Below are 22,764 nucleotides of genomic sequence, written 5' to 3'. Positions count from 1 at the left end.
GCCCCGAACACATGGGGTCTCTGCCGCGTGAACGCGGTTCTTTCCCGATTTATAACTGGTCTTTTCCGGAAGATCACGCCATTCAGTGCGGCGGACCCGGAATGTTGCTCAGGACGCTGCCGAATTGCCATCGCGGCTCAAGAAAACCATCGCCCTCGTCGGAATGATGGGCGCGGGCAAGACCGCCATCGGCACGGCGCTCGCGCGGCGGCTGGACGTCCCGTTTCTGGACAGCGATGTCGAAATCGAACGCGCAGCAAACCAGAGCATCGCCGAGATCTTCGCGCGTGACGGAGAGCCTTTTTTTCGCGAGCGCGAGACGCAGGTCATCGGCCGTCTCCTTGAAGGTCCGCCGAGTGTGCTGTCGACCGGCGGCGGCGCGTTCCTCAGGGCGCAGAACCGCGAGATGATCTCGACGCGCGGAATCTCGGTCTGGCTGAGGGCGGAACTCGACCTCCTGTGGCAGCGGGTGAAGCACAAGTCGACGCGGCCCCTACTGCGGACGCCCGATCCCAAGGCGACACTGGCGGCGATCCAGGCCGAACGCGACCCGGTCTATGCCATGGCCGATGTGGTCGTCGACGCCAACGCGAGCTACACCATCGAAGACATGACCGAACGCGTCCTCGCCGCCCTGAAGGCAAGGCCCGACGTTCTGGAGCCGCTATCATGACGGAGACCATTCGGGTTCCCTTGGGCGAGCGCGCTTACGACGTCCGCGTCGGGCGCGGCCTGATCGCGCGCGCTGGCGCCGAGATCGCTCCGCTTCTGGCCCGGAAGCGCGTGGCCGTTCTGACCGACGAAACCGTGGCCAAGGCGCAGGGCGCCGTGCTGGAGGCCGGGCTGGCCGAGCGGCAGATCGTAGCGACGACCCTTGCCCTTCCGCCTGGCGAGGCGACGAAGAACTGGGCCAATCTTCAGCGGACGGTGGAGTGGCTCTTGTCCGAGAAGATCGAGCGCCGCGATGTTCTCGTCGCGCTGGGCGGCGGGGTGATCGGCGATCTCGGGGGGTTTGCGGCGGCGATCCTGCGACGCGGCATCCGCTTCGTGCAAGTGCCGACCTCGCTTCTTGCGCAGGTCGACAGTTCGGTCGGCGGAAAGACGGGCATAAATTCGCCGCAGGGCAAGAACCTTGTCGGTGCCTTTCATCAGCCGTCGCTGGTCCTTGCCGATATCGATGCGCTCGACACCCTGCCCCGCCGAGACTTCCTGGCCGGCTACGGAGAGGTCGTGAAGTACGGGCTTCTGGGGGACGCCGGGTTCTTTGATTGGCTCGAGACCAACGGCCCCGCGCTGGCATCGGGCGACCGCGATCTGCGCGCCCAGGCCGTGCGGCGGTCGGTCGAGATGAAGGCCGAGATCGTCGCCCGCGACGAGACCGAGCAGGGAGACCGTGCGCTTCTGAACCTGGGCCACACCTTTTGTCACGCGCTCGAGAAGGCGACCGGCTATTCCGACCGGCTTCTTCACGGCGAAGGTGTCGCAATCGGTTGCGCGCTGGCGTTCGAGCTGTCTTCACGTCTTGGCCTTTGTCCGCAAGAAGAGCCAAGCCGCGTGCGCCAGCATCTCCGCGAGATGGGGATGAAGGTGGACCTGTCCGACATCCCGGGCGAGCTCCCCGACACCGAGACGCTGATCGGCTTGATGGGTCAGGACAAGAAGGTCATAGACGGACGCCTGCGTTTCATCCTCTCCCGCAGGATCGGACAGACCTTCGTGGCTGACGACGTCCCGGCCGACGTCCTTCGTGGCGTTTTGAACGACGCTCTCAGCGTTCGCTGATGCCCGACATCCGCGACATGCAGCTTCTCGCGGCTCTGGCACGACACCGCCACTTCGCGCGCGCCGCGGACGATTGCGGGATTTCGCAGCCCGCCTTCTCGGCCCGCATCCGAAACATGGAACTTGAGCTCGACGTCCAGATCGTGCGGCGCGGGAACCGCTTCCAGGGCTTCACCGAAGAAGGCGAGATCGTCCTGAAATGGGCGCGGCGCATACTGTCCGATGCGGATGGGCTGAAGCAGGAGCTGGAACTTGCCCGAGGCAAGATCTCGGGTCGGCTGTCGGTCGGCGTGATTCCGACCGCGCTCGCGTTCGTGGCTCCGTTGCCTGCGCGCCTGCGTGCCCTTCATCCCGACATTTCCATGCAGGTCTTCTCGTTGACCACTGCGCGGATCCATCAGGGGCTCGAAGACTATTCGCTCGACGCCGGCATCGGATACCTCGAAGGGCCACGTCCGGCCGCGCTCGCTCCGGCAGAACTGCTGTACGAAGAACGCTACGTCCTGTTGGCGCCGACCGAACTCGCCCCCGGCTCCGACGGGGACGTCACCTGGGCCGAAGCGGCCGAACTGCCGCTGTCGATGCTGACGCGGGACATGCGGAACCGCCGGTTTCTGGACGAAGTGTTCGAAGCTCACGTCGGACGCGCCCCGCAACCCGTTCTGGAAACCAACGACCTGACGACGCTTCTCGCCCAGGTCGAACGCGGCGTGTCGACTGCCATCGTGCCCGAGGTTCTGGCCGACAGCCTGTCGACGTCGGAAGATGTCGTTCGGCTGAGACTGACCGATCCGGATATCACCACTCCGGTGGGCCTACTTCTGACAGACCGCGATCCCCGTCCTCCAGCCGTCAACGCGCTGGCGAACCTGCTTCGGAAAGCCGTACGATAGCGTCAGGCGAAGATATCTTCGGGCATTGCGATTTGAGTTAACGTCCGTTCGAGGCTTTGTGTCCTTTCAAATATCAACGAAAGGACCAACAAGATGACTGACATCGCTTTCACTTCGATCCGTCCGGCCGAAAGCGCAGGCAATCTCAACCTCGCCCGCACAATCGTCCATGCCTACTGGTGGGCTCAGTCCGTGACGCGTACCTACGCTCGCACCAACGATGTTGTGCGGAGCGTCTCCAAGGCGGAAGTGATCGTCTGAAGACGCTCCGAGATTAGACATCAGGCGGTGGCGTTCCGGCCGCGGCCGTTGTCCAGCGCAAAGGCTCCCGGGCCCGCAAAGACAATGTACAGGAACACGAAGCAGAACATGATGGCGAGTTCGCCGCCGTTCTGCACTGGATAGACCGAGCTCGGCGCATGGAACATCCAGTAGGCGACGGCCATCATGCCCGACAGGACGAAAGCCACAGGACGGGTGAAAAGCCCGAGGATCAGAAGCAGCCCGCCCACGAGTTCAAGGATGCCGCCGAGTCCAAAGAGCGAGAACAATTCCGGCTGCGGCATCTCGCTGGCCGGAAAGCCGAGAAGCTTTTGAGTGCCGTGCTGAATGAAGAGAAGGGCCGCGACGATGCGGAGGAGGCCCAGCATATGCGGGGCATATCGGTCGAGTGTCGTCATGGTAGAGGGTCCTAACTTGAAAAAAGAGGCCTGGTCAGCCGTGCGGCGGTCAACCTAAACACTCTGCGCTCAAGTGAAATGTGCGATTTCAAAGAGACCCTGTGCGGGACGCAGGACGTCTGGCGCGGAACTCAGAACGGGATTTCGTCGTCCAGATCCTGCGTCGAAGGGGAGCGACCGCCCTGGTCGCCGCCGCGGTCGTCCTGGCTGCCGCCACCGCCGCCATAGCTGCCCCGATCATCGTCATAGCTGCCGCCACCGCCGCCTCCGTCGCCGCGACCGTCAAGAAGCGTCAGTTCGCCCCTGTAGGGCCGAAGCACGACCTCGGTGGAATAGCGGTCCTGGCCGGACTGGTCCTGCCATTTCCGGGTCTCGAGTTGGCCCTCGATATACACCTTCGAGCCCTTCTTCAGATATTGCTCGGCGATGCGGGCCAGCGGCTCCGAGAAGATCGCGACCGAGTGCCACTCGGTCTTCTCGCGCCTTTCGCCGGAATTGCGGTCCTTCCAGTTCTCGGAGGTGGCAATACGCAGGTTGCAGACCTTGCCGCCGTTCTGGAAGGTACGGACCTCGGGGTCGCGGCCCAGATTGCCCACCAGGATGACCTTGTTCACCGAACCCGCCATGTCACGCCTCCATCGAATCTGACCAGCCTTTGGCGGACCCTAACTGCCGTACCCTTGGTTAACAACGGATGAAAACCCGAGAGGGCCGGCTGCCGCCGGTCAGGCGATGTCCAGTTCGATGGACACGGGAAAGTGGTCCGACGCGGTCAGAAGGGCGCTTCGCAATTCCGGCACTTCGTCGCAGACAGGGTCGTCGAAGGGATGCCAAATTCGCCAGTTTCGCGCCTTGTCGCGCAGGTCGGGGGACACCATGACATAGTCGAGAAGCGTCTGCATCCACCGCTTTCGGTCCGCCATCCAGAAGCGCGCAGAAGCCGGGAGGAAACCCCCCACGGGTCGCCGCAGCAACGCCTCCGCATGAGCGTCGTAGAGCCGGGGTTCCCCTTCCTGCCCCATCACGATCTCGACGCCCGAGCGGCCGAACAGCTTTTCATACTCGTCGAGGCCCGGGCCGTCGTTGAAATCCCCAAGGACTACAAGGGACTGGCCCGCATCGAGATGATCCTCGACGCGCTCACGCAGCCAGATGCACTGGGCCAGCTGCTTGCGCCGGTTGTCGATGGCGATGCGCATGGCGTGGTCCGGCCGCCGCGCGCCGTGCGGCGCCTTCGACTTCGCGTGGACACCGATCATCCTCAGAGACGTGCCGCCGCGAGCGGTCACAAGAAGCTCAAGCGGAGGTTTGGACCATCGCACCCTTTCCGGCTCGGCATCGACGTCGAGGTCGATGGCGTATTCCTGGTCGAACCGGGGAGAGCCGACAGGGTCATGGACCGCCGTCATAACTTGCGGGTCGAAGAGAAGGGCGATTTCCTGCTGCGTCTCGTTGGCGAAACCGATCACTGCGCGTGAGGTCCGAAGGTTCATCGTTCGCGCAAACGCCTCCAGCGCCGCCACGCCATCCCTGCGGCGATGGCTGTCGGGTGCCTCGATCACCATGATCGCATCGGCGTCGAGCGCGGTGAAGACGATTCCCAGAGCCTCGATCTGCTGGTGCCTGCGGACGTCGTGACGGCCGGACCAGCCGTGATCGTCGAGAAGCCGCCCATGGTCGTCGAAGAGGTTCGAGAACCATTCGACGTTGTAGGTGGCGATGCGCATCAAGCCCGGCCTTCGCGGATCTCTTCCCAGGCGCGGTTCACGACGACGAGGCGCGCTTCGGCCAGCTTGACAGCCTCTCGCGGAACGCCGCGGGCGATCATCCGGTCGGGATGGGCCTCGCGGACCAGCGCGCGCCAGGCCTTGCGGACGTCCTCTACCGGCGTGCCGGGATCGACGCCCAGAACCTCCCAGGGGTCGGGCTGGCAGTCGGGCACGAAGCGCGCGCGAATGCTTCGGAACGCACGGTCCGACACGCCGAAGATGCGCGCGACGCGGGACAGGAAATCGTCCTCCGCGGGGTGATAGTCGCCATCGGCGACTGCGATGTGGAAGAGACCCTCGAGAAGATCGGCAAGCGGGCCTTCGGCATCACTGAACATCGCCGCGACGCGTGTCGCATAGACGTCGAACCCCGCCACGTCCTGCCGCGCTAGATTGAACACGCGGGCAGCGGCGGCTTCGTCGGCGGCGGCGATCGTGAAGACCTCGCGGAAGGCAGCGACTTCGTTGCGGGTCACGCGGCCGTCGGCCTTGGCCATCTTCGCCCCAAGCGCGATCACGGCGATGGTAAAGCCCACGGTGCGTTCGGGCGGCGTGCGCAGACGATCGAAGACCGCAGACAGACCCTCACCCGACCGCAGGGCTCCAAGGGCCTGTGTGATGCGTGTCCAGATCGACATGCGGCGCACCCTAGTCGCTGGCGTCCCCTGCGTCACCCAGCCATTTCCGCATCAGGATCAGGTCCATCCAGCGTCCGAACTTGAAGCCGACCGAGGGCAGCCTAGCGACCTCCTCGAAGCCCGCGCGGGCATGGAAAGCCAGCCCCGCCGCGTTCTCACCCGAGACGCCCGCCCACATCGAGCCCACGCCTGTGCGTCGCGCACGGTCGAGCGCGGCCTCGATCAGAAGGCGCCCGGTTCCCTGGCCCCGCGCGTCCGGTGCAAGGACGATCGAATGCTCCATGGTACGCGCGTATCCAGGACCCTTTCGAAACTGGTCGTAGGAGACGAAGCCCGCGACGCGGCCGGCATCGTCCTCGGCGACAAGGAAGCAGGGTGCTGCCGCAATGGCCGCGACGATTTCCGCCTCGGTCTTCTCGAGCGACGTGAATGTCACGGCGGTGTCGCGGATGATCGGGTTCTGGATCGCCAGAACGGCGGTCGCATCCTCTTTCCGCGCAGGCCGTATGATCACGCGAGGATCCTGTTGCCCTCGGGCGTGGCGATGGTCGCGATGAGACGCTTTTCCGGTCCTTCGCGAAGCGACACTCGGTCGACGGAATGAAGCGCGGGAAACGCCGCAAGAAGCTTGTCGGCCTCGGGGTGGAACACGTCGAGGCGCGTCAGGCGGAAGCCGTGGTCCGGCAGGCGTTTCGCAGGGTGAAAGCCTTCGGGCCATTCGATCAAGGCCGGCATGGCATCATCGAAGGGCAGCCGGCCGAATTCGGTGACGCCCATCCACCAGTGAATGTCGCCCCGCGACATCTTCGCGACCGTCCCGCTTCCGGCCGGGGCGGCGGCCAGCGCATTGTCGAGGTGGTCGGTGCGGCAGATCCAGTTGGTCATCCGCGGCGCCGCCGAGAAGGAATCGAGGTTGAACCAGCGGCGATGCGAAGGCCTCGAGGCCTCGGGGTCCACTGCGATGACCTCGAGATACGTGCGGTCGCCAAGCGACAGAAGGCGATTGTGCGTGCCCATGTCGGGATGTTTACCGCCAGTCGACAGCTTCGCCCCCAGGACCGCCTCGACATAGGCGGTGCCCTCGTCGAGCGTGCGTGCGACCACCGCGACGTGGTCAAGGGCCAGGTGGAATCGCATGGCGAACTCAATGACGCGCGAACCCCCGGTCTCGCAAGAGAAATTCATTCTACGACATGTTTCCGCGCGTGACTTCGCTCAGGCACGCTCGTCCTTCGGCGAGTCCATGACAACGTAGGTGGTCAGGGACCTCACCTGCGGAAGCGTGCCCAGAACGTCCGAATGCAGCGTCTTGTAGGATGCGAGATCCGACGTCTCGACCCGAAGCAGATACTCGACCGTGCCCGTGATGTTGTGGCATTCGCGGACTTCCGGCGCCCGCGCAGCCGCTCTCTCGAAAGCCTGCTGCGCCGCTTTCGTGTGCTCGGAAAGCCCGACCGCAACATAGGCCACGAAGCCGCGGTCGAGCGCCGCTCCGTCGAGTACCGCGCGATAGCCACGGATCACGCCGCTGCGTTCAAGCTCCTGCACGCGGCGGAGGCAGGCAGAAGGCGAAAGGCCGACGCGTTCCGCAAGCTCGGTGTTGGGCAGGCGACCGTCTGCGGACAGAACCTGCAATATCCGACTATTGATGGGGTCGATCTTGGCCATTCGTTGTCCAATATATCGCTTCCTGCAGATCTTCGCAATCAAACCCTAATGAAGTTGGTGTAGCATTGCTCGCATGACACCTGATATCCTCCTCGCCCTCGCTGGCTTTGCTCTCGTCACCTCGGTCACACCGGGGCCGAACAACCTGATGTTGATGGCGTCGGGCGCAAACTTCGGATTCCGTCGCAGCGTGCCGCATATGCTGGGGATCAGCCTTGGTCACATGCTGATGATGGTGCTGATCGGCCTGGGCCTGTTCCGTGTCTTCGAGGCGTACCCGGTGCTGCATTTGGCTATGAAGGTCCTGGGTGGCGGCTATCTCCTCGTTCTCGCCTGGAAGATCCTGCGCGCCGCGCCGCCCGAAGCCTCCGAGGCTTCGGGTAGCCCGATGAGTTTTCTGCAAGCGGCAGCTTTCCAGTGGGTCAACCCGAAGGGCTGGTTCATGGCTCTGACGGCAATGACCGTCTACGCCCCGCCCGACAGTGCGCTCGCGGTTCTCGCTGTGTCCGCCGTCTTCGCTGTCGTCAACCTGCCCTCGGTGAGCCTCTGGACCCTACTCGGGCGCGAGGTGAGGCGCCTGCTGACGAGCGCTGCACGGCTTCGCGCGTTCAACTGGACGATGGCGGCGCTTCTGGTCCTGTCGCTGGCGACAATCCTCTAGGTGAGCAGACGCCAAAGCGTCCAGAGCGTGGCCAAAACCGTTGGATAGAAACTCGCTGCGAAGCCGAAAGCCCGAAGCGGCGGCGAGAGGTGATAGCCGATCCAGAACGCCAGCCGAGCAACGCCGAACGCAACCCCAATGACGACTACCGTCACCCCGCCGAGCCATGACGCCACGAACGGCCAGAGCAGCAGGGCGAGGACGCATTGTTCGACCGTGTTCGTCAGAACCCGCTGGTCGATCTCGGCACCCGAGCCCGGGACGTAGGGTTGACCGTCGATGATGGCGTTGTCGAAGAAGCGCCGCTGCGCAAGGCGGCCGACGAGCAGCATCAGGAAAAGCCCGGCTGGCAGGAAGGCGTAGATCAGCGCGATGTTCAGGGGCAGGAAGGGCTGCGGACCGTAGGACGGACCGATCACGACCCCGACAGACCAAAGCGCGCCGGCTGCCATGCCGATCAGGATCCTGCCACGCCTACCCATAACTGCTCTCCAGGCTTCTTCTGTCCCAAGGTATTCCGGAGGAGCGTGAAGGGGCAACGCCCCCTCGCCCGCGGCGGCGACCAAGGGCCGGCGCAAAGGACGTCAGGCGCGCGTCTTGCGGATCAGGGCAAGGATGTCCGCCGCCGCCTCGGGGATGTTGGTTCCGGGCCCGAAGATCGCCTTCACACCCTTCTCCCTCAGAAAGGCATAGTCCTGCTGCGGAATGACCCCGCCGCAGATCACGATGATGTCGCCCGCGTCCTTCGCCTCCAGCGCCTCGATCAGCTTGGGCGCCAGCGTCTTGTGTCCTGCCGCCTGCGAGGACACCCCGATGACGTGGACGTCGTTGTCGATCGCATCCTGCGCGGCCTCGTCGGGCGTCTGGAACAAGGGGCCCACGTCGACGTCGAAGCCGATGTCGGCGAAGGCGGTGGCGATGACCTTGGCGCCCCGGTCATGACCGTCCTGGCCCATCTTGACGACGAGCATGCGGGGCCGCCTGCCCTCCTCTGCGGCGAAGTCCTCCACATCGCGCTGGATTTGCGCGAAGCCTTCATCGCCCTCGTAGGCGGCCCCGTAGACGCCCGCGAGCGTCTTCACCTCGGCCCTGTGACGGCCGAAGACCTTTTCCATCGCCATGCTGATCTCTCCCACGGTGGCGCGTGCCCGGGCCGCATCGACCGCCGCGGCCAGAAGGTTGCCGTTGCCCCGCGCAGCCTTCTCCAAAGCCGCCAGAGCCGCGTCGCAGGCCCGCTGATCCCGCGAGGCCCGGATCGTTTTCAGCCGCGCGATCTGGTTGTCGCGCACCTTCACGTTGTCGACGTCCAGAATGTCGATCGGATCCTCGCGGTCCTTGCGGTATTTGTTGACGCCGACGATCACGTCCTCGCGCCGGTCGATCATCGCTTGGCGGCGCGCCGCACTTTCCTCGATCCGAAGCTTCGGCATCCCGGAGGCGACGGCCTTCGTCATGCCGCCCATCTCCTCGACCTCTTCCATCAGCGCCCAGGCCTTGTCGGCCAACTCGGCCGTCAGGCTCTCGACGTAGTAGGAGCCGGCGAGAGGATCGACGACATGGGTGATCCCCGTCTCCTCCTGGAGGATGAGCTGCGTGTTGCGCGCGATCCGGGCCGAGAAGTCGGTCGGCAGCGCGATCGCCTCGTCAAGCGCGTTGGTGTGGAGCGACTGGGTGCCGCCCAGGACCGCGCTCATCGCCTCGTAGGCGGTTCGGACGACGTTGTTGTAGGGGTCCTGCTCCTGAAGAGAGACGCCGGAGGTCTGGCAGTGGGTGCGCAGCATCTTCGAACGGTCCGAGGCCCCGAACTCCTCCATCACGCGCGACCAGAGAAGCCGCGCGGCGCGCAGCTTGGCGGCCTCCATGAAGAAGTTCATTCCGATGCAGAAGAAGAAGGACAGGCGCCCTGCAAACTTGTCCACGTCCATGCCGCGCGCGATGGCGGTGCGCACGTATTCCCGCCCGTCGGCCAGCGTGAAGCCCAGTTCCTGCACCAGGTTCGCGCCCGCCTCCTGCATGTGGTAGCCGGAGATCGAGATCGAGTTGAACCTCGGCATGTGGTCCGACGTGTACTCGATGATGTCCGCCACGATCCGCATCGAGGGTTCGGGCGGGTAGACATAGGTGTTGCGGACCATGAACTCCTTCAGGATGTCGTTCTGGATGGTGCCTGACAGCAGCGACCGGTCGTGCCCCTGCTCCTCGCCCGCGACGATGAAGCTGGCGAGGATCGGGATCACCGCGCCGTTCATGGTCATCGACACGCTGACCTGATCGAGAGGGATGCCGTCGAAGAGGATCTTCATGTCCTCGACGCTGTCGATCGCCACGCCCGCCTTACCCACGTCGCCCTCGACCCGGGGATGATCGCTGTCATAGCCCCGGTGCGTGGCGAGGTCGAAAGCCACGGACACGCCCTGCTGACCGGCGGCGAGGTTGCGGCGGTAGAAGGCGTTCGATTCCTCGGCCGTCGAAAACCCGGCGTACTGGCGGATCGTCCAGGGGCGGCCGGCGTACATCGTGGCCTTCACCCCGCGCGTGAAGGGCGCAATGCCCGGTGTGCCGCCCATATGCCGCAGGTCCAGGGTGTCGGCTTCGGTGTAGAGCGGCTTGACGCGGATGCCCTCCAGCGTCTCCCATGTCAGTTCATCGACGGGTCGGCCGCGCAATTCTTTCTCGGCGAGGGTCTTCCAGTCGGTCATGGGCGGTGCTCCTTCGGCGGGATGCCCCTTCGGTTTTGACGCGGGGCACATATATTCTTCTGGAATGGAGACGACATGAACAAGTCCATCGCTTTGAGGAGTATGGCTCTGCTCGCCGCCGCCTGGGGGCTTTCCGCAGCGGCCCAGGACACGGCCGCGGAGCGCTGGCAGACTGCGCCGGAGGTTGTACTCGAGGCGTCGGACCTGACGCTCGAGGAGTTCGAGTGGATTGCGCGCCCGATCATCGTCTTCGCGGACTCTCCCGCCGATCCGGCCTTCCGGGAGCAGATGGAGTACCTCGCCGAGCGGCCCGATGCGCTCGTGGAACGTGACGTCGTGGTGATCGTCGACACGGATCCTTCGGCACAGAGCGCGATACGCAAGACCCTGCGGCCCCGTGGCTTCCAGTTGACCGTGATCGGAAAGGACGGGCGCGTGGTATTGCGAAAGCCTTTCCCCTGGCACGTCCGCGAGATCACGCGGTCGATCGACAAGCAGCCGATACGCAAGCAGGAACTTCGCGGCGAATGACCTCTCGGCCTCGCGGGCGCGGGTCGGTCCAGAGCGTATGACCCCATAGTCGTCACCAGAATCTCCACCAAGGCTTGCGCCGGCTGCCGATCGGCACTCCGAGACGCGGCAACTCGCCGGACAGCCGCATTAGCCCCGCAGGTGGGCCGCTCACTGCGTCGAACCCGGTAATTTCCCGAAAGACGTTGGCGGGGATCGCGGCGTCGACGCGGCACACCTCCCCGACCTTGTCCGTCCTCACGTCAGAGCGAAGCCGCTCGAGGCTTACCGGAAGCCTGCCGGCGACAGTCAGGCCGGCGTCAGCGCCAGCGAAGGTCGCGCTCCAACGCTCGGAGCCATCCTGGTGAAACCGCACCGTTTTCGTGTCGGTATCGACCGCGGATTCCAGAACAAGGATCGGGCTGGTCATCGAGAGGAGGTCATAGTCCGCAGCGCCATAAGCATTTTTGGCGTCCAGCTTGCTCCAGATGAGGAAGTGATTTCCGATCTCGACAGCCGAAGCGGGTCCAGCGCCATCCGGGTCGTGCGATGCCGTCAACCTCACGCCCGCTGCCGACAAAAGCGCCTGCGCCTTGTCTTTGGGAGTGGCGACGAGAGTGACAGCTTTCTCCATTTCATTCGAATTCCATGATGACGTCGTCGACTTTCAGACTGTCGCCCGGGGCTGCGTTGATCCTGGCCACGACGCCCTTTTTCTCGGCGCGAAGGATGTTCTCCATCTTCATCGCCTCGACCGTGCAGAGCGCCTGGCCTTCATGCACCTCATCCCCCTCCTCGACGTCGACCTTCACGATCAGGCCTGGCATGGGACACAGAAGCAGCTTCGAAGTATCGGCCGGCGTCTTCTCGGGCATGCGCGCCGCCAGTTCCTGCTGTCGCGGCGTTCGGATCGTCACGGACAGGTCGGCGCCGCGAGAACGGACGCGGAAACCGTGAGTGTGCTTGCCGACCTTGAGGATCAGCGGATCGCCATTCACGCTCAGCCGGGCAAGCGGCTGGCCTGGCGTCCAATCGCTTTCGACCCGCATCACGGCGCCGTCGTCGAAGGTGACCGTCGATCCTTCGGGATCGGCGTCAATGCGGACCGCGAACATTTCGCCCTGAAGCTGCGCGACCCAATGGTTGCCAACGCGCCGCTCATGGTTCCCCATCCGGCCCGAGATGCGGGTGCGCCGGATCTCGGCCACACGGTTCATCGCCGTGGTGGCGGCGGCAACTCGGCGGAGATCATAGCGGTCGAGCGTCACCCCGTCGAAGCCCTCGGGGTATTCCTCGGCGATGAACGCGGTGGTCATGTCGCCCGAGACGAACTTGGGGTGATCCATCACGGCTGCCAAGAACGGGATGTTATGTCCGATGCCCTCGACCTCGAAGGCCTCGAGCGCGGTGCGCATCTCTTCGATTGCCTCGCTCCGGGTGGGTGCCCAGGTGCAAAGCTTTGCGATCATCGGGTCGTAGAACATGCTGATCTCGCCGCCTTCGAAGACGCCGGTGTCGTTGCGGACAGCCCGCGTGGTCTCGGTCACCTCTTCGGGCGGACGGTAGCGCGTCAGCCGCCCGATGGACGGAAGGAAGCCTCGATAGGGGTCCTCGGCGTAGAGCCGGGACTCGATGGCCCAACCATTGATGCCCACGTCCGCCTGCGTGATCGCCAGCGGTTCGCCCGCAGCGATGCGGATCATCTGTTCGACCAGGTCGATCCCGGTGATGAGTTCCGTCACCGGATGCTCGACCTGGAGCCGCGTGTTCATCTCGAGGAAGTAGAAATTGCGGTCGCCGTCGACGATGAACTCGACGGTGCCTGCGCTGGCGTAGCCCACGGCGTGCGCGAGCGCGAGGGATTGCTCGCCCATGGCGCGACGCGTCTCGTCGTCGAGGAACGGCGACGGCGCCTCTTCGATCACCTTCTGGTTCCGGCGCTGGATCGAACATTCGCGCTCGTTCAGGTAGACGCCGTTTCCGTGGCTGTCGCAAAGCACCTGGATCTCGATGTGTCGGGGCTGAGTGACGAACTTCTCGATGAAGATGCGGTCGTCGCCGAAGGAATTCGCGGCTTCGTTCTTCGACGACTGGAACCCCTCGCGCGCCTCGTGGTCGGTCCAGGCGATGCGCATTCCCTTGCCGCCCCCGCCTGCACTGGCCTTGATCATCACGGGATAACCGACCTGCCCCGCGATCTTCACCGCTTCGTCCGCGTCGGCGATCAGGCCCATGTAACCGGGCACCGTCGAGACCCCCGCCTCCTGCGCGATCTTCTTCGAAGTGATCTTGTCGCCCATGGCCTCGATCGCGCGCTTGGGCGGTCCGATGAAGGCGATCCCGGCCTTATCGAGGGCCGCGGCGAACTTCGGGTTCTCGGACAGGAAGCCATAGCCCGGGTGGACGGCCTCGGCGCCGGACGCGTAGATGGCATCCATGATCCGGTCGATGACGATGTAGGACTGGTTCGCGGGGGACGGTCCGATGTGGACGGCCTCGTCCGCCATCCTGACGTGAAGCGCGCCAGCATCAGCGTCCGAGTAGACGGCGACCGTGGCGATGCCCATCTTGCGTGCGGTCTTGATGACGCGGCACGCAATCTCGCCTCGGTTGGCGATCAGGATCTTCTTGAACATGCTCGGTCTCCCCCGAGAGGCGCCAGGCGACGCCCCGTCCGATCTTTACATGCCGTCAGCAGCCGCGCCGGAGCGCGACCTGAACGGTCTTCACGTCGTGTTGGAAAAACAGAGGTCCGCTGCGTCGCAATCGGACGGCAGCGGACCCTGCGAAGTCGGGAGCGCGTCGACCCCCTTGTCAGCGCGTCAGAAGTTGTTCGACACGGCGCCAGCGGCGCCGCCGATGACAGCGCCCTCGATGCACTTGCCGTTGACGAACACTTCGCCGGCGATGCACCCGGCCGCCGCGCCCACGGCAGCACGCTCGAGGTCGCTGTTGAACTCGTCGCAAGCCGTGAGGCCGGCGAAGGAGAGCGCGGCGAGGGCGAGAATGGACTTCTTATGCATGATTTGGTGCCTCCTGATCGGGGTTGTTGGTCTTCCAACCCAGCACAGGCCTCATATCGTTCCCGATAGGCAATAACAATCGCGTCGTCACGGACGCAATCGGCGAGGGCCCGCCCAAGACACGAAGGTCCGACCGGTAAATTCCGGTCGGACCCGCGTGAAGGGGAAGGGTAACGGTTTTGACAAAGCGAGGCGCCGTGTCTGCTGGAGGGTGACGCCTCTTCATCGACTGTGCACGAGACGGAAATTATCGCAAAGCCTTTTGCAAAGACGTGACCTCGACCGGCGACTCTTCGCCAACCTATGGGAAATGCAGGCGAAATCATGCCACCCACGTCCCATCGAAAGCGTCCGGGAAGGCTGCGCGAGCGCGAGGCTCGTCAATCCTGAGAAGGGCCTCGTAACTTTCGGGGTCGAACGGATCCTCGGCTGGAATCACCTCTCGACCGAAAAGCCACGACAATCGGCCTGCATCCAGATTGCCGCGCTCGAAAGGTTCAGACCCGAAATAGTCCCAAAGACACGCCATGAAGGCCGCATCCGCAGAGCGGTCGGATGTCTTGCGGTCGGCGTATCGTTCGCGACGGATCAGGGGGGTCACCCCTTTGGGGTTGCCGCGCCGTATGGTGAATTGGAGATCCGTTCCTGGGAAGCGGCCGGGAAATCCCCTGTGCTTCAGCATGGGCTCGCCTCCATCTCTCTGGATGCGGCAGAAGCCCTAGACCGGACGCCGTGAACGGCGTCCGGCCGAAGAAAGTACTGATCAGTACTTCGACATCGTGGGTTCTTCCATGACCGGGGTCTCGACCATGACTTCCTCTTGCTGAGCGCAAGCGGCGACGATGGTGAAGAGGCCGATGGCCAGGATGGTTTTAGTGATCGACATGACTGCCTCCTTCGATCCGTCGAGGCCGAGTTCTGAGCCCGGCCCCTGAAAGTGTCCCGCATCCCACAAGGAGAGTACGAGGCGATATCAACCGACCGAACACGCCCAACCAATGCCGGCGAGGCGTTTTCGGCGGTTAGGTGCTGATTAGCGCATTTTATTCTGCCGACGCCAGCCCTTCCGAGCGGGGCGGAAGAAAACCGCCTCATGTGGCACGAATACAGCACGATGTCCGTCCTATCAGAGGGGGATGTTGTCATGTTTTTTCCAAGGGTTCGTCAGCCGTTTGGTGCGCAGGGATGCAAAGGACCTGCACACTCTCCGGCGCGTCGAATGCGGCATGATGACCTCATCGATGAACCCGCGTTCCGCTGCGCGAAAGGGGTTCGCGAAGTTGGCCTCGTACTCGGCGGCGCGCGCCTTGATCTTCTCGGGGTCGCCGAGCTCTGAACGGTAGAGAATCTCGGTCGCCCCCTTCGCCCCCATGACCGCGATCTGAGCCGTGGGCCAGGCGTAGTTGAAGTCGCCCCGCAGATGCTTCGAGGCCATGACGTCGTAGGCACCCCCATAGGCCTTCCGCGTGATCACCGTGACCTTCGGAACGGTTGCCTCGCCATAGGCGAAAAGAAGCTTCGCGCCGTGTTTGATGACCCCGCCGTATTCCTGCGCGGTTCCGGGGAGGAAGCCCGGCACGTCCACAAAGGTGAGGATCGGGATCTCGAAGGCGTCGCAGAAGCGCACGAAGCGCGCGGCCTTGCGGGAGCTGTCGATGTCTAGAACGCCGGCCAGCACCATCGGCTGGTTCGCGACGACACCGACGGTCGTCCCTTCCAGCCGGATGAACCCAGTGACGATGTTGGCCGCGAAATCCTTCTGGATCTCGTAGAAGTCGCCCTCGTCCGCGACCTTCAGGATCAGCTCCTTCATGTCGTAGGGCTGGTTCGGGTTCGCGGGGATCAGGGTGTCGAGGCTGTCCTCCACCCGCACTGGATCGTCGAAGAACGGCCGGGTCGGGGCCTTGTCGCGATTGTTGAGCGGGAGGAAATCGAACAGCCTTCTGATCTCCGCGAGCGCCTCGACGTCGTCGCGGAAGGCGCCGTCGGCGACGCTGGACTTCTTCGTGTGGGTCGAGGCGCCGCCGAGTTCTTCGGCCGTCACCACTTCGTTCGTGACCGTCTTCACCACGTCGGGACCGGTTACGAACATGTAGGACGAGTCTTGCACCATGAAGATGAAGTCGGTCATCGCCGGCGAATAAACCGCCCCGCCCGCGCAGGGTCCCATGATGACGCTGATCTGCGGCACGACGCCCGACGCCATGATGTTGCGCTGGAAGACCTCGGCGTAGCCTGCAAGGCTTGCCACGCCTTCCTGAATACGCGCGCCGCCCGAGTCGTTCAGGCCGATCACGGGCGCGCCGTTCTGAAGCGCCATGTCCATGATCTTGCAGATCTTCTGCGCGTGCGTCTCGGAGAGCGACCCGCCGAAGACCGTGAAATCCTGGCTGAAGACATAGACCATGCGACCGTTGATGGTGCCCCAGCCTGTCACGACGCCGTCGCCCGCGGGCTTCTGCTTCTCCATCCCGAAATCTGTCGCCCGGTGGGTGACGAACATGTCGAACTCTTCGAACGACCCTTCATCGAGAAGAAGCTCGACGCGCTCGTGCGCCGTCAGCTTTCCCTTGGCGTGCTGCGCGGCGATGCGCGCCTCGCCGCCGCCCGCGCGCGCCTGGGCACGCCGCGCCTCGAGCTGGGCCAGGATGTTGGACATCGGATTCCTCCCTGAGGTCGTCGTCTGCACCTACTTCGCGGCGGTCATCGAGAGAAGTGAAAATTTGCAAAATTTGCGAAAGGATCGGCGGCGCGATTGCGAATGTGCGAAGCTTCCGTCGTCAAGTGGACAAGCTGAACCGTCCGGTCTAGATCATGGCCATGACAACCCGACCCGTGGTGCGGTTTCTGGACCGGACCACTCCCCCGCATATCCTGACGCTCGTTCTCATGGCCGGTCTCGGAGCCATGAACATGAGCGCCTTTCTACCCTCGCTCACGCACATGGCCGAGCATTTCGACACAAGCTATCAGGTGATGCAGCTCTCCGTGCCGCTCTATCTTGCGGTGACGGCGGTGATCCAGGTGGCGATCGGCCCCATCAGCGACCGCTATGGCCGGCGCATGGTGACGCTGGTCTCGCAGGGCATTTTCGTCTTCGCGATCCTGGGGTGCCTTGTCGCCCCGAACGTCGAAAGCTTCCTTGCGTTCAGGATGCTGTCAGGTGCCGTCGCCGTAGGCCTTGTCCTCTCGCGCGCCATCGTCCGCGACATGGTCAGCCAGGACGAAGCGGCGTCGATGATCGGCTATGTCACGATGGGCATGGCGCTTGTCCCGATGGTCGCACCGATGATCGGAGGAGCGCTGGATGAAGCCTTCGGCTGGAAGGCGGTATTCTGGTTCCTGCTCTTCGCGGGCGTGGCGATCTGGGCGCTTTGCCTCACTGACCAGGGCGAGACTTCGGCGGGCGGTGGCGTGTCGTTCCGCAAGCAGGTCCGCGACTATCCCGAGCTTCTGACCTCGCCGCGCTTCTGGGGCTATGTCTTCGCGGCTGCCTTCGCCAGCGGATCGTTCTTCGCATTCCTCGGCGCCGCCCCCTATGTCGCGTCCGAGATCTTCGGGCTGTCGTCGTTCTGGTCTGGCTTCTGTCTGGGCGCGCCGGCCATCGGCTATGCGCTTGGCAACTATCTCTCCGGGCGCTTCTCCGTTCGCTATGGCGTAAACTGGATGGTGAAGATCGGCGCATCCATAGCCTCGGCGGGCCTCGGCGTCGCTTTCGTCCTGACGGCAATAGGCTTCGACTCCGCCTTTCTCTTTTTCGGTTTCTGCACCTTCGTCGGCCTTGGCAATGGAATGGTCATTCCGAACGCCAGCGCCGGGATGCTGTCGGTCCGACCGCACCTTGCTGGCACAGCCTCGGGCCTGGGAAGCGCGATCATGATCGGCGGAGGCGCGGCCTTGTCGGTGCTCTCGGGCCTCGTCATCCAGGGCGGCGGGGGAACGGTCGAGCTGCTTGCAATCATGTTGACCTCTGTCGTCCTCGGCCTTGCCTCGATCCTCTATGTCATCCGCCGGGAGCGTGCGATCCTCGTCTGAGCGCTGGACAGGTTTGCGGATTTGCGAAAGGGTCTTTGCAGCTTTCAGACCCCGGACGAAAATGGCGACACACAAGCTCTATGCCGGCGCGAAACTGCGCGAGACGCGCACGCGCCTCGGCCTGACGCAGAAGGCCTTTTCCGAGAGGCTCGGGGTATCCTTGCCCTACCTCAACCAGATGGAAAACAACCACCGTCCGGTCTCGTCGGCGGTAATCCTGGCCCTCGTTCAGGAGTTCGGCTTCGACGTCAACGAATTGGCCGTGGGCGAGGGCGAACGCATCGTCACCGATCTGCGCGAAGCTCTGGCCGATCCGATCTTCAAGGACAGCGCGCCGCCGCAGGTCGATCTGCGCCTCGTGGCATCGAACGCGCCCGCGGTCGCCCGGGCGTTCCTTACGCTTCACCGCGCCTACGTTCAGGCGCAGGAGAGGCTGGCGTCGCTCGATGCCGCCCTCGACCAAGACGGCGTTCGTCCCGGCGCGTCGCCCTGGGACGAGGTGCGCGACTTCTTCCACTATTGCGACAACTACCTCGACGCGGTCGACCGAGCGGCTGAGCGCTTCGCGGGCGTGCGACTTGCGGAACACGCCATTGCCGACGCGCTGGCGACCCTGGGGATCGAGGCGCGGGATACCGACGAGCCGAAGCTTGTCCGCCGCTACGATGCCGCGACGCGGACCCTCTGGCTGTCGTCGCACGCGACGGGCGCCACCCGCCGGTTTCAGGCGCTGCACCAGATCGCTCTTCTGACGCAGAGCGATCTGATCGAAGCCACGCTTGACCTGGCGCGGTTTCAATCCGATACGGCGCGCGAAATCGCCAAGATCGGGCTCGCCAATTATTTCGCCGGTGCGACGCTGATGCCTTATGGCGCGTTCCTCGCGGCGGCGCGCGAGACAAGGCACGACATCGAACTGCTGGCCCGCCGCTTCGGAGCCTCGCTGGAGCAGGTCGGGCATCGGCTGTCGACGCTGCAACGCCCTGGCGCGAAGGGTGTCCCTTTCTTCTTCGTCCGCGTCGATCAGGCCGGCACGATAACCAAACGCCACTCGGCGACACGGCTTCAATTCGCGCGCTACGGCGGCGCCTGCCCGCTCTGGAACGTCCATCGCGCCTTCGAGACGCCGGGCCGCTGGCTGCGGCAGTTGGCAGAGACTCCGGACGGTGTGCGCTATCTGTGCCTGTCCCGCGAGATATCGCAGGGGGGTGCCGCCTTCCGTGCGCCAGTCCGGCGCTTTGCCATCGGCCTCGGCTGCGAGGTCAGCCATGCGGCCGAGGTCGTCTATTCCGACGGTCTTGACCTGTCCGACGCGGAAAGTTTTGAGCCGATCGGAATTTCGTGTAGGATCTGCGAGCGTCGGAACTGCCACGAGAGGTCGGTGCCGCCCCTCGAAAGCGAGCTGACCATCCGGCACGACCGGCGGCACACGTTGCCCTACGAGGTCGCCGGATAGATGCTTTCCACGCTCGTCTCGCTCGTCGCCACCAGCTACGTCGCCTGGTACATCGAGCGGTACGAGAAGATGGCGGTCTATCCCTTCGACAGCACCTACACGACGCCGGATGCTTCGGGCGAACCTCGGCTTCAGGAAACCTGGGTGGAGACCACGGACGGAGCGCGGCTGCTGGTCTGGCGCGCTGACCCTGCGCCGGGAAAACCGACGGTCCTCTACCTCATGGGAAATGCGGGGGGCTTGAGCGAGCGCTCGGACCGCTTTCGCCGTTTTCTCGATCAGGGATTCGGCATCGTTGCACCGGCCTACCGCGGGTCCTCGGGATCGACCGGGCGGCCGGAGGAGCCCGTTCTGATCGCCGATGCCTTGGCCCTGGCGCGGTCCGAAGCGGGGCCGCTCGTGCTCTACGGCGAAAGCCTTGGCGCTGCGGTTGCAATCCGTGTCGCGGCAGAAGGCGTCGGCCGCCGCCTGATCCTCGAGGCGCCCTTCACCTCGGTTCCGGACCTACTTCACGCGCAGTATCCCGAAGAGGACCTGTCGCACCTCGTCACACAAAAGTGGGACAGCCTCGCCGCCATCGAGAAAGTGACGCTTCCGCTTCTGGTCGTCCACGGCGACCGCGATCATCTAGTGCCGTTCGAAATGGGCCGTCGCATTCATGACCGTGCGGGATCGAAGAAGAAGCAGTTTCTCAAGGTCCCCGGCGCAGGCCACTCCGGCCTATGGACCACCGACACGCAGCTTGCACTGTTCGGCTTCCTGTCCGAGGACTAGCGGTTCGACCGCTGGATCACCTCTTCGACAGCGCGACGGATCATCAGAAGGCATTCGGGCGTCGAAAAGCGGTGGTCGGCGTCCTTGACAAGCGTCAGCCGCATGTCCGGGCCCGTGGCATGGTCAAGGAGGCGGACCGCAGTCTCGGTCGAAACCGCCGTGTCCGCGGTGCCCTGAAGAAAGCGGACGGGGAACGGCAGCGGAAGAGGGTCGCGCAGAACCAGCCTTTTCCTGCCATCCTCGATCAGCTTGCGGGTGATGATATAGGGGCTGTCGTCGTACTCGGACGGACGCTCCACCCTACCCTCTGTCAGAAGCATCGCTTTCTCGCTCTCGTCGAAGGTTGCCCAATAGCCGTCCTCGGTGAAATCGGGGGCAGCGGCGATGGTGACGAGACCCGCGACACGCGCCGGAATGGTCCGGGCGAGGAGAAGGGCGATCCAACCTCCCATTGAGGACCCCACCAGAACCTGGGGCCCCTGTGTCATCGCCTCGAGAATGGCATGCGCGTCTTCGGTCCAGTCGCCGATAGAGCCGTCGAGGAAATCGCCTGACGACATGCCGTGCCCGGAATAGTCGAAGCGCAGGTAAGCCCGGCCTTGCTGCCGCGCCCAGGCCTCGAGGTCCAGTGCCTTTGTTCCTTCCTTGTCCGACTTGAAGCCACCCAGAAAGACGACACCGGGACCCTCACCCGGAGTCTGGTCGTAGGCGATGCGTCGAACATTGTGGTCGAAGGTCTTTGGCATCGTGTCTCCTGCCGTGATCGCCCGCAGGCTAGCCCACGTCGCTCGGGATGCAACCGTCAGCCCTTTTGGACCTCATCCAACGTGAGGGCGAGGGTCGCACCACAGAGGCTCATGGCCGTGAAAAGCGCCAGCGTCCATTCCGGTCCGAATGTCGAGGCAAGAGCGCCGAAAAGCCCCGATCCCAGAAGGACGATGCCGATGACGGTATTCGACACTGCCGTGTAGTCGGCCCGAGCGTCGTCCTGCGCCATGTCCACGAGATGCGTCGAGCGACCCTGCCGCACGCCGTTGTAGGCCAGCATGAGAAGGAAGAGGACGACGGGCGCGGTCCAGGCCGTCTGGATCATACCCGCGACGTCGAGGGCAAGGGTCGCCGCCAGAGCGACAGCGGCGGCCAGGCCGGAGAGGGCGAGGACAAGCCGGCTCGAGCGGTCCGACAGGCGGCCCCAGACGTATCCCGAGACGAGCGAAGCGCCCGCCGAGGCGAGGATGAGCGCGCCCAGGCGTCCGAGCGCGCCGCCGTCCTCCTGCCCCGCCAGTAGCACGATGTAAGGCGGTGCGAGAGCCGTGCCGGTCAAAAGCCCCCGTGTTGCGATGAAGCGGCGCAGTTGCGGATCCTTCAGAACCGAAAATGCGGCGAAGACCGACCTGTGATCGCGCGATGCCTCGCCTGCCGCCTCGCGCAAGCTGGCGAAGGTCAGGGCCGAGACGAGCCACAGAACGCCTGCAAGGAACAAGGCGCCCGTCACCACCACCTCCCGAGATGCCACACCCGTCATCAAGACGACGGCGAAGATGAGGATGCCCGCCGACGCGGCCGAACTCGCCAGACCCGTTGCCGTCCCGCGTCGCGACTTGCCCACAGTCTTGCCGAGCACATCCTTGTAGGCCACCGAGCAGACCGAACGGGCCAGGGCCAGGACGGCCAGACATCCGAGGATGGCGAGACCCGCGCCGCGGCCCTCGAGCGTCAGCGCGACCGTCCCGATGCCGAGCGCGGCCAGGCCCTGCACGGCACTTCCTGCGGACCAGGCCCATTTTCGTCGCCTGAGTGCGTGGATGCGAGCGGCCGTGAAAAGCTGCGGCAGCAGCGAGCCTGCCTCGCGCACCGGAACCAGAAGGCCGACCCAGAAAGCTCCCGCGCCGAGGTGGTTGAGAAGCCAGGACAGCACGAGCTTCGGGTCTATCAGCCCGTCCGCAGTCTTGGTCATGGAGAGCGACGCGGCGTGGCGCAGGAAATTGCCGGCTTCCGTCCGAGACGCGGCAGAGTCGAGCCCGCCATCCGATGTCGTGTCGGCCAGGGTCTCGTATATCTCGGTCGTCAGGGGGGCGTGCGTCATGTGTGAAATACGCACGACGCCGCGGAGGGTTCAATTTCCGACAGCCGTTGACAGGACGCCCGCGCTTCGCCATGTCCGATGCGACATACC

At 64.4% G+C, this 22,764-nt stretch carries 26 protein-coding genes; 9 read left to right on the top strand and 17 right to left on the bottom strand.

Features of this window, described 5'->3' with window-relative positions; all coding sequences use genetic code 11:
* Nucleotides 1–124 precede the first annotated feature (124 nt).
* The 4 genes from EF888_RS03425 (at nucleotide 125) to EF888_RS21665 (ending at nucleotide 2,936) form a co-directional block, all read left to right on the top strand.
* Nucleotides 125–673 carry a shikimate kinase gene (locus EF888_RS03425; RefSeq protein ID WP_241239785.1) on the top strand — a complete coding sequence of 183 codons (549 nt, stop codon included), beginning with the start codon at nucleotides 125–127 and terminating at the stop codon, nucleotides 671–673.
* Nucleotides 667–1,782 carry a 3-dehydroquinate synthase gene (gene aroB / locus EF888_RS03420; RefSeq protein ID WP_109757939.1) on the top strand — a complete coding sequence of 372 codons (1,116 nt, stop codon included), beginning with the start codon at nucleotides 667–669 and terminating at the stop codon, nucleotides 1,780–1,782. Before EF888_RS03425 ends, aroB begins: the two co-directional genes overlap by 7 nt.
* Complete coding sequence (locus tag EF888_RS03415; protein ID WP_109757458.1) at nucleotides 1,782–2,675, top strand: LysR family transcriptional regulator; 894 nt, start codon at nucleotides 1,782–1,784, stop codon at nucleotides 2,673–2,675. The genes aroB and EF888_RS03415 overlap by 1 nt, the downstream gene beginning before the upstream one ends.
* Nucleotides 2,676–2,768: 93 nt before the next feature.
* Complete coding sequence (locus EF888_RS21665; RefSeq protein WP_164721561.1) at nucleotides 2,769–2,936, top strand: hypothetical protein; 168 nt, start codon at nucleotides 2,769–2,771, stop codon at nucleotides 2,934–2,936.
* Between the two features lie 20 nt (nucleotides 2,937–2,956).
* Here EF888_RS21665 and EF888_RS03410 read toward each other — a convergent pair whose 3' ends face one another.
* From EF888_RS03410 to EF888_RS03380, 7 genes are all read right to left on the bottom strand, one after another.
* The gene (locus EF888_RS03410) at nucleotides 2,957–3,355 is read right to left on the bottom strand and encodes a DoxX family protein (RefSeq protein WP_109757457.1); all 399 of its coding nucleotides are present in this window, start codon (nucleotides 3,353–3,355) and stop codon (nucleotides 2,957–2,959) included.
* Nucleotides 3,356–3,486: 131 nt separating this feature from the next.
* Nucleotides 3,487–3,981: a single-stranded DNA-binding protein gene (ssb, locus tag EF888_RS03405; protein WP_109757456.1), complete on the bottom strand. Its 495-nt coding sequence runs from the start codon at nucleotides 3,979–3,981 to the stop codon at nucleotides 3,487–3,489.
* A gap of 99 nt (nucleotides 3,982–4,080) precedes the next feature.
* Nucleotides 4,081–5,082: an endonuclease/exonuclease/phosphatase family protein gene (locus EF888_RS03400; RefSeq protein WP_109757455.1), complete on the bottom strand. Its 1,002-nt coding sequence runs from the start codon at nucleotides 5,080–5,082 to the stop codon at nucleotides 4,081–4,083.
* Nucleotides 5,082–5,762 (bottom strand): molecular chaperone DjiA, encoded by a 681-nt coding sequence (locus EF888_RS03395; protein ID WP_109757454.1) that lies wholly within the window; start codon nucleotides 5,760–5,762, stop codon nucleotides 5,082–5,084. Before EF888_RS03395 ends, EF888_RS03400 begins: the two co-directional genes overlap by 1 nt.
* A gap of 10 nt (nucleotides 5,763–5,772) precedes the next feature.
* Nucleotides 5,773–6,273, bottom strand: a complete 501-nt coding sequence (locus EF888_RS03390) for a GNAT family N-acetyltransferase (RefSeq protein ID WP_109757937.1) — start codon at nucleotides 6,271–6,273, stop codon at nucleotides 5,773–5,775.
* Nucleotides 6,273–6,899 (bottom strand): VOC family protein, encoded by a 627-nt coding sequence (locus EF888_RS03385; protein WP_109757938.1) that lies wholly within the window; start codon nucleotides 6,897–6,899, stop codon nucleotides 6,273–6,275. The genes EF888_RS03390 and EF888_RS03385 overlap by 1 nt, the downstream gene beginning before the upstream one ends.
* Nucleotides 6,900–6,977: 78 nt before the next feature.
* Nucleotides 6,978–7,430 carry an Lrp/AsnC family transcriptional regulator gene (locus EF888_RS03380; RefSeq protein WP_109757453.1) on the bottom strand — a complete coding sequence of 151 codons (453 nt, stop codon included), beginning with the start codon at nucleotides 7,428–7,430 and terminating at the stop codon, nucleotides 6,978–6,980.
* Between the two features lie 73 nt (nucleotides 7,431–7,503).
* On the opposite strand from EF888_RS03380, the gene EF888_RS03375 reads away from it, so the two are divergent.
* The gene (locus tag EF888_RS03375) at nucleotides 7,504–8,091 is read left to right on the top strand and encodes a LysE family translocator (RefSeq protein ID WP_109757452.1); all 588 of its coding nucleotides are present in this window, start codon (nucleotides 7,504–7,506) and stop codon (nucleotides 8,089–8,091) included.
* On the opposite strand, the gene EF888_RS03370 is transcribed toward EF888_RS03375, so the two are convergent.
* Both EF888_RS03370 and scpA read right to left on the bottom strand, forming a co-directional pair.
* Nucleotides 8,088–8,573 carry an MAPEG family protein gene (locus tag EF888_RS03370; RefSeq protein WP_109757451.1) on the bottom strand — a complete coding sequence of 162 codons (486 nt, stop codon included), beginning with the start codon at nucleotides 8,571–8,573 and terminating at the stop codon, nucleotides 8,088–8,090. The genes EF888_RS03375 and EF888_RS03370 overlap by 4 nt on opposite strands.
* 102 nt (nucleotides 8,574–8,675) lie before the next feature.
* A complete protein-coding gene (gene scpA / locus EF888_RS03365; protein WP_109757450.1) occupies nucleotides 8,676–10,790 on the bottom strand; it encodes a methylmalonyl-CoA mutase in 2,115 nt (704 codons plus the stop codon).
* 75 nt (nucleotides 10,791–10,865) lie between these two features.
* On the opposite strand from scpA, the gene EF888_RS03360 reads away from it, so the two are divergent.
* Nucleotides 10,866–11,321 (top strand): DUF4174 domain-containing protein, encoded by a 456-nt coding sequence (locus tag EF888_RS03360; protein WP_109757449.1) that lies wholly within the window; start codon nucleotides 10,866–10,868, stop codon nucleotides 11,319–11,321.
* A gap of 52 nt (nucleotides 11,322–11,373) precedes the next feature.
* Here the strand turns inward: EF888_RS03360 and EF888_RS03355 are convergent, their stop codons facing one another.
* The 6 genes from EF888_RS03355 to EF888_RS03335 all read right to left on the bottom strand — a co-directional run bounded on the left by EF888_RS03355 (nucleotide 11,374) and on the right by EF888_RS03335 (nucleotide 16,982).
* Complete coding sequence (locus tag EF888_RS03355; protein ID WP_109757448.1) at nucleotides 11,374–11,934, bottom strand: hypothetical protein; 561 nt, start codon at nucleotides 11,932–11,934, stop codon at nucleotides 11,374–11,376.
* A gap of 1 nt (nucleotide 11,935) precedes the next feature.
* A complete protein-coding gene (locus EF888_RS03350; RefSeq protein ID WP_109757447.1) occupies nucleotides 11,936–13,936 on the bottom strand; it encodes an acetyl-CoA carboxylase biotin carboxylase subunit in 2,001 nt (666 codons plus the stop codon).
* A 186-nt stretch (nucleotides 13,937–14,122) separates the two neighbouring features.
* On the bottom strand, nucleotides 14,123–14,323 hold the full coding sequence (locus EF888_RS03345; RefSeq protein WP_109757446.1) for a prenyltransferase: 201 nt from the start codon (nucleotides 14,321–14,323) through the stop codon (nucleotides 14,123–14,125).
* Between the two features lie 322 nt (nucleotides 14,324–14,645).
* Nucleotides 14,646–15,005 carry a hypothetical protein gene (locus EF888_RS03340; RefSeq protein ID WP_109757445.1) on the bottom strand — a complete coding sequence of 120 codons (360 nt, stop codon included), beginning with the start codon at nucleotides 15,003–15,005 and terminating at the stop codon, nucleotides 14,646–14,648.
* Between the two features lie 81 nt (nucleotides 15,006–15,086).
* Nucleotides 15,087–15,209, bottom strand: a complete 123-nt coding sequence (locus tag EF888_RS22400) for a hypothetical protein (RefSeq protein WP_277601032.1) — start codon at nucleotides 15,207–15,209, stop codon at nucleotides 15,087–15,089.
* Between the two features lie 240 nt (nucleotides 15,210–15,449).
* On the bottom strand, nucleotides 15,450–16,982 hold the full coding sequence (locus EF888_RS03335; RefSeq protein WP_109757444.1) for an acyl-CoA carboxylase subunit beta: 1,533 nt from the start codon (nucleotides 16,980–16,982) through the stop codon (nucleotides 15,450–15,452).
* Between the two features lie 161 nt (nucleotides 16,983–17,143).
* Here EF888_RS03335 and EF888_RS03330 point away from each other — a divergent pair, with 161 nt between their 5' ends.
* The 3 genes from EF888_RS03330 to EF888_RS03320 all read left to right on the top strand — a co-directional run bounded on the left by EF888_RS03330 (nucleotide 17,144) and on the right by EF888_RS03320 (nucleotide 20,588).
* Nucleotides 17,144–18,358 (top strand): multidrug effflux MFS transporter, encoded by a 1,215-nt coding sequence (locus EF888_RS03330; RefSeq protein WP_109757936.1) that lies wholly within the window; start codon nucleotides 17,144–17,146, stop codon nucleotides 18,356–18,358.
* A gap of 61 nt (nucleotides 18,359–18,419) precedes the next feature.
* Entirely contained in the window at nucleotides 18,420–19,814 is a 1,395-nt protein-coding gene (locus EF888_RS03325) for a helix-turn-helix domain-containing protein (RefSeq protein WP_109757443.1), read from the top strand.
* Entirely contained in the window at nucleotides 19,815–20,588 is a 774-nt protein-coding gene (locus EF888_RS03320) for an alpha/beta hydrolase (protein ID WP_109757442.1), read from the top strand.
* Here the strand turns inward: EF888_RS03320 and EF888_RS03315 are convergent.
* The gene (locus EF888_RS03315) at nucleotides 20,585–21,334 is read right to left on the bottom strand and encodes an alpha/beta hydrolase (protein ID WP_109757441.1); all 750 of its coding nucleotides are present in this window, start codon (nucleotides 21,332–21,334) and stop codon (nucleotides 20,585–20,587) included. The genes EF888_RS03320 and EF888_RS03315 overlap by 4 nt on opposite strands.
* A 56-nt stretch (nucleotides 21,335–21,390) precedes the next feature.
* Nucleotides 21,391–22,674: an MFS transporter gene (locus EF888_RS03310; protein WP_109757440.1), complete on the bottom strand. Its 1,284-nt coding sequence runs from the start codon at nucleotides 22,672–22,674 to the stop codon at nucleotides 21,391–21,393.
* Between the last annotated feature and the right edge of the window lie 90 nt (nucleotides 22,675–22,764).

Source organism: Silicimonas algicola (assembly GCF_003970735.1).
GTDB lineage: Bacteria > Pseudomonadota > Alphaproteobacteria > Rhodobacterales > Rhodobacteraceae > Silicimonas > Silicimonas algicola.
Note: the sequence above shows the minus strand (reverse complement) of the source record. Positions and strands in the feature narration are given on the sequence as shown.

Coding starts and splice junctions, on each gene's coding strand:
- EF888_RS03345 (WP_109757446.1), bottom strand. CDS start 14,323: ATGCATAAGAAGTCCATTCTCGCCCTCGCCGCGCTCTCCTTCGCCGGC.
- EF888_RS03370 (WP_109757451.1), bottom strand. CDS start 8,573: ATGGGTAGGCGTGGCAGGATCCTGATCGGCATGGCAGCCGGCGCGCTT.
- EF888_RS03395 (WP_109757454.1), bottom strand. CDS start 5,762: ATGTCGATCTGGACACGCATCACACAGGCCCTTGGAGCCCTGCGGTCG.
- EF888_RS03385 (WP_109757938.1), bottom strand. CDS start 6,899: ATGCGATTCCACCTGGCCCTTGACCACGTCGCGGTGGTCGCACGCACG.
- EF888_RS03380 (WP_109757453.1), bottom strand. CDS start 7,430: ATGGCCAAGATCGACCCCATCAATAGTCGGATATTGCAGGTTCTGTCC.
- EF888_RS03375 (WP_109757452.1), top strand. CDS start 7,504: ATGACACCTGATATCCTCCTCGCCCTCGCTGGCTTTGCTCTCGTCACC.
- EF888_RS03335 (WP_109757444.1), bottom strand. CDS start 16,982: ATGTCCAACATCCTGGCCCAGCTCGAGGCGCGGCGTGCCCAGGCGCGC.
- EF888_RS03320 (WP_109757442.1), top strand. CDS start 19,815: ATGCTTTCCACGCTCGTCTCGCTCGTCGCCACCAGCTACGTCGCCTGG.
- EF888_RS03340 (WP_109757445.1), bottom strand. CDS start 15,005: ATGCTGAAGCACAGGGGATTTCCCGGCCGCTTCCCAGGAACGGATCTC.
- ssb (WP_109757456.1), bottom strand. CDS start 3,981: ATGGCGGGTTCGGTGAACAAGGTCATCCTGGTGGGCAATCTGGGCCGC.
- scpA (WP_109757450.1), bottom strand. CDS start 10,790: ATGACCGACTGGAAGACCCTCGCCGAGAAAGAATTGCGCGGCCGACCC.
- EF888_RS03325 (WP_109757443.1), top strand. CDS start 18,420: ATGGCGACACACAAGCTCTATGCCGGCGCGAAACTGCGCGAGACGCGC.
- EF888_RS03310 (WP_109757440.1), bottom strand. CDS start 22,674: ATGACGCACGCCCCCCTGACGACCGAGATATACGAGACCCTGGCCGAC.
- EF888_RS22400 (WP_277601032.1), bottom strand. CDS start 15,209: ATGTCGATCACTAAAACCATCCTGGCCATCGGCCTCTTCACCATCGTC.
- EF888_RS21665 (WP_164721561.1), top strand. CDS start 2,769: ATGACTGACATCGCTTTCACTTCGATCCGTCCGGCCGAAAGCGCAGGC.
- EF888_RS03350 (WP_109757447.1), bottom strand. CDS start 13,936: ATGTTCAAGAAGATCCTGATCGCCAACCGAGGCGAGATTGCGTGCCGC.
- EF888_RS03400 (WP_109757455.1), bottom strand. CDS start 5,082: ATGCGCATCGCCACCTACAACGTCGAATGGTTCTCGAACCTCTTCGAC.
- EF888_RS03360 (WP_109757449.1), top strand. CDS start 10,866: ATGAACAAGTCCATCGCTTTGAGGAGTATGGCTCTGCTCGCCGCCGCC.
- EF888_RS03415 (WP_109757458.1), top strand. CDS start 1,782: ATGCCCGACATCCGCGACATGCAGCTTCTCGCGGCTCTGGCACGACAC.
- EF888_RS03330 (WP_109757936.1), top strand. CDS start 17,144: ATGACAACCCGACCCGTGGTGCGGTTTCTGGACCGGACCACTCCCCCG.
- EF888_RS03315 (WP_109757441.1), bottom strand. CDS start 21,334: ATGCCAAAGACCTTCGACCACAATGTTCGACGCATCGCCTACGACCAG.
- EF888_RS03410 (WP_109757457.1), bottom strand. CDS start 3,355: ATGACGACACTCGACCGATATGCCCCGCATATGCTGGGCCTCCTCCGC.
- EF888_RS03355 (WP_109757448.1), bottom strand. CDS start 11,934: ATGGAGAAAGCTGTCACTCTCGTCGCCACTCCCAAAGACAAGGCGCAG.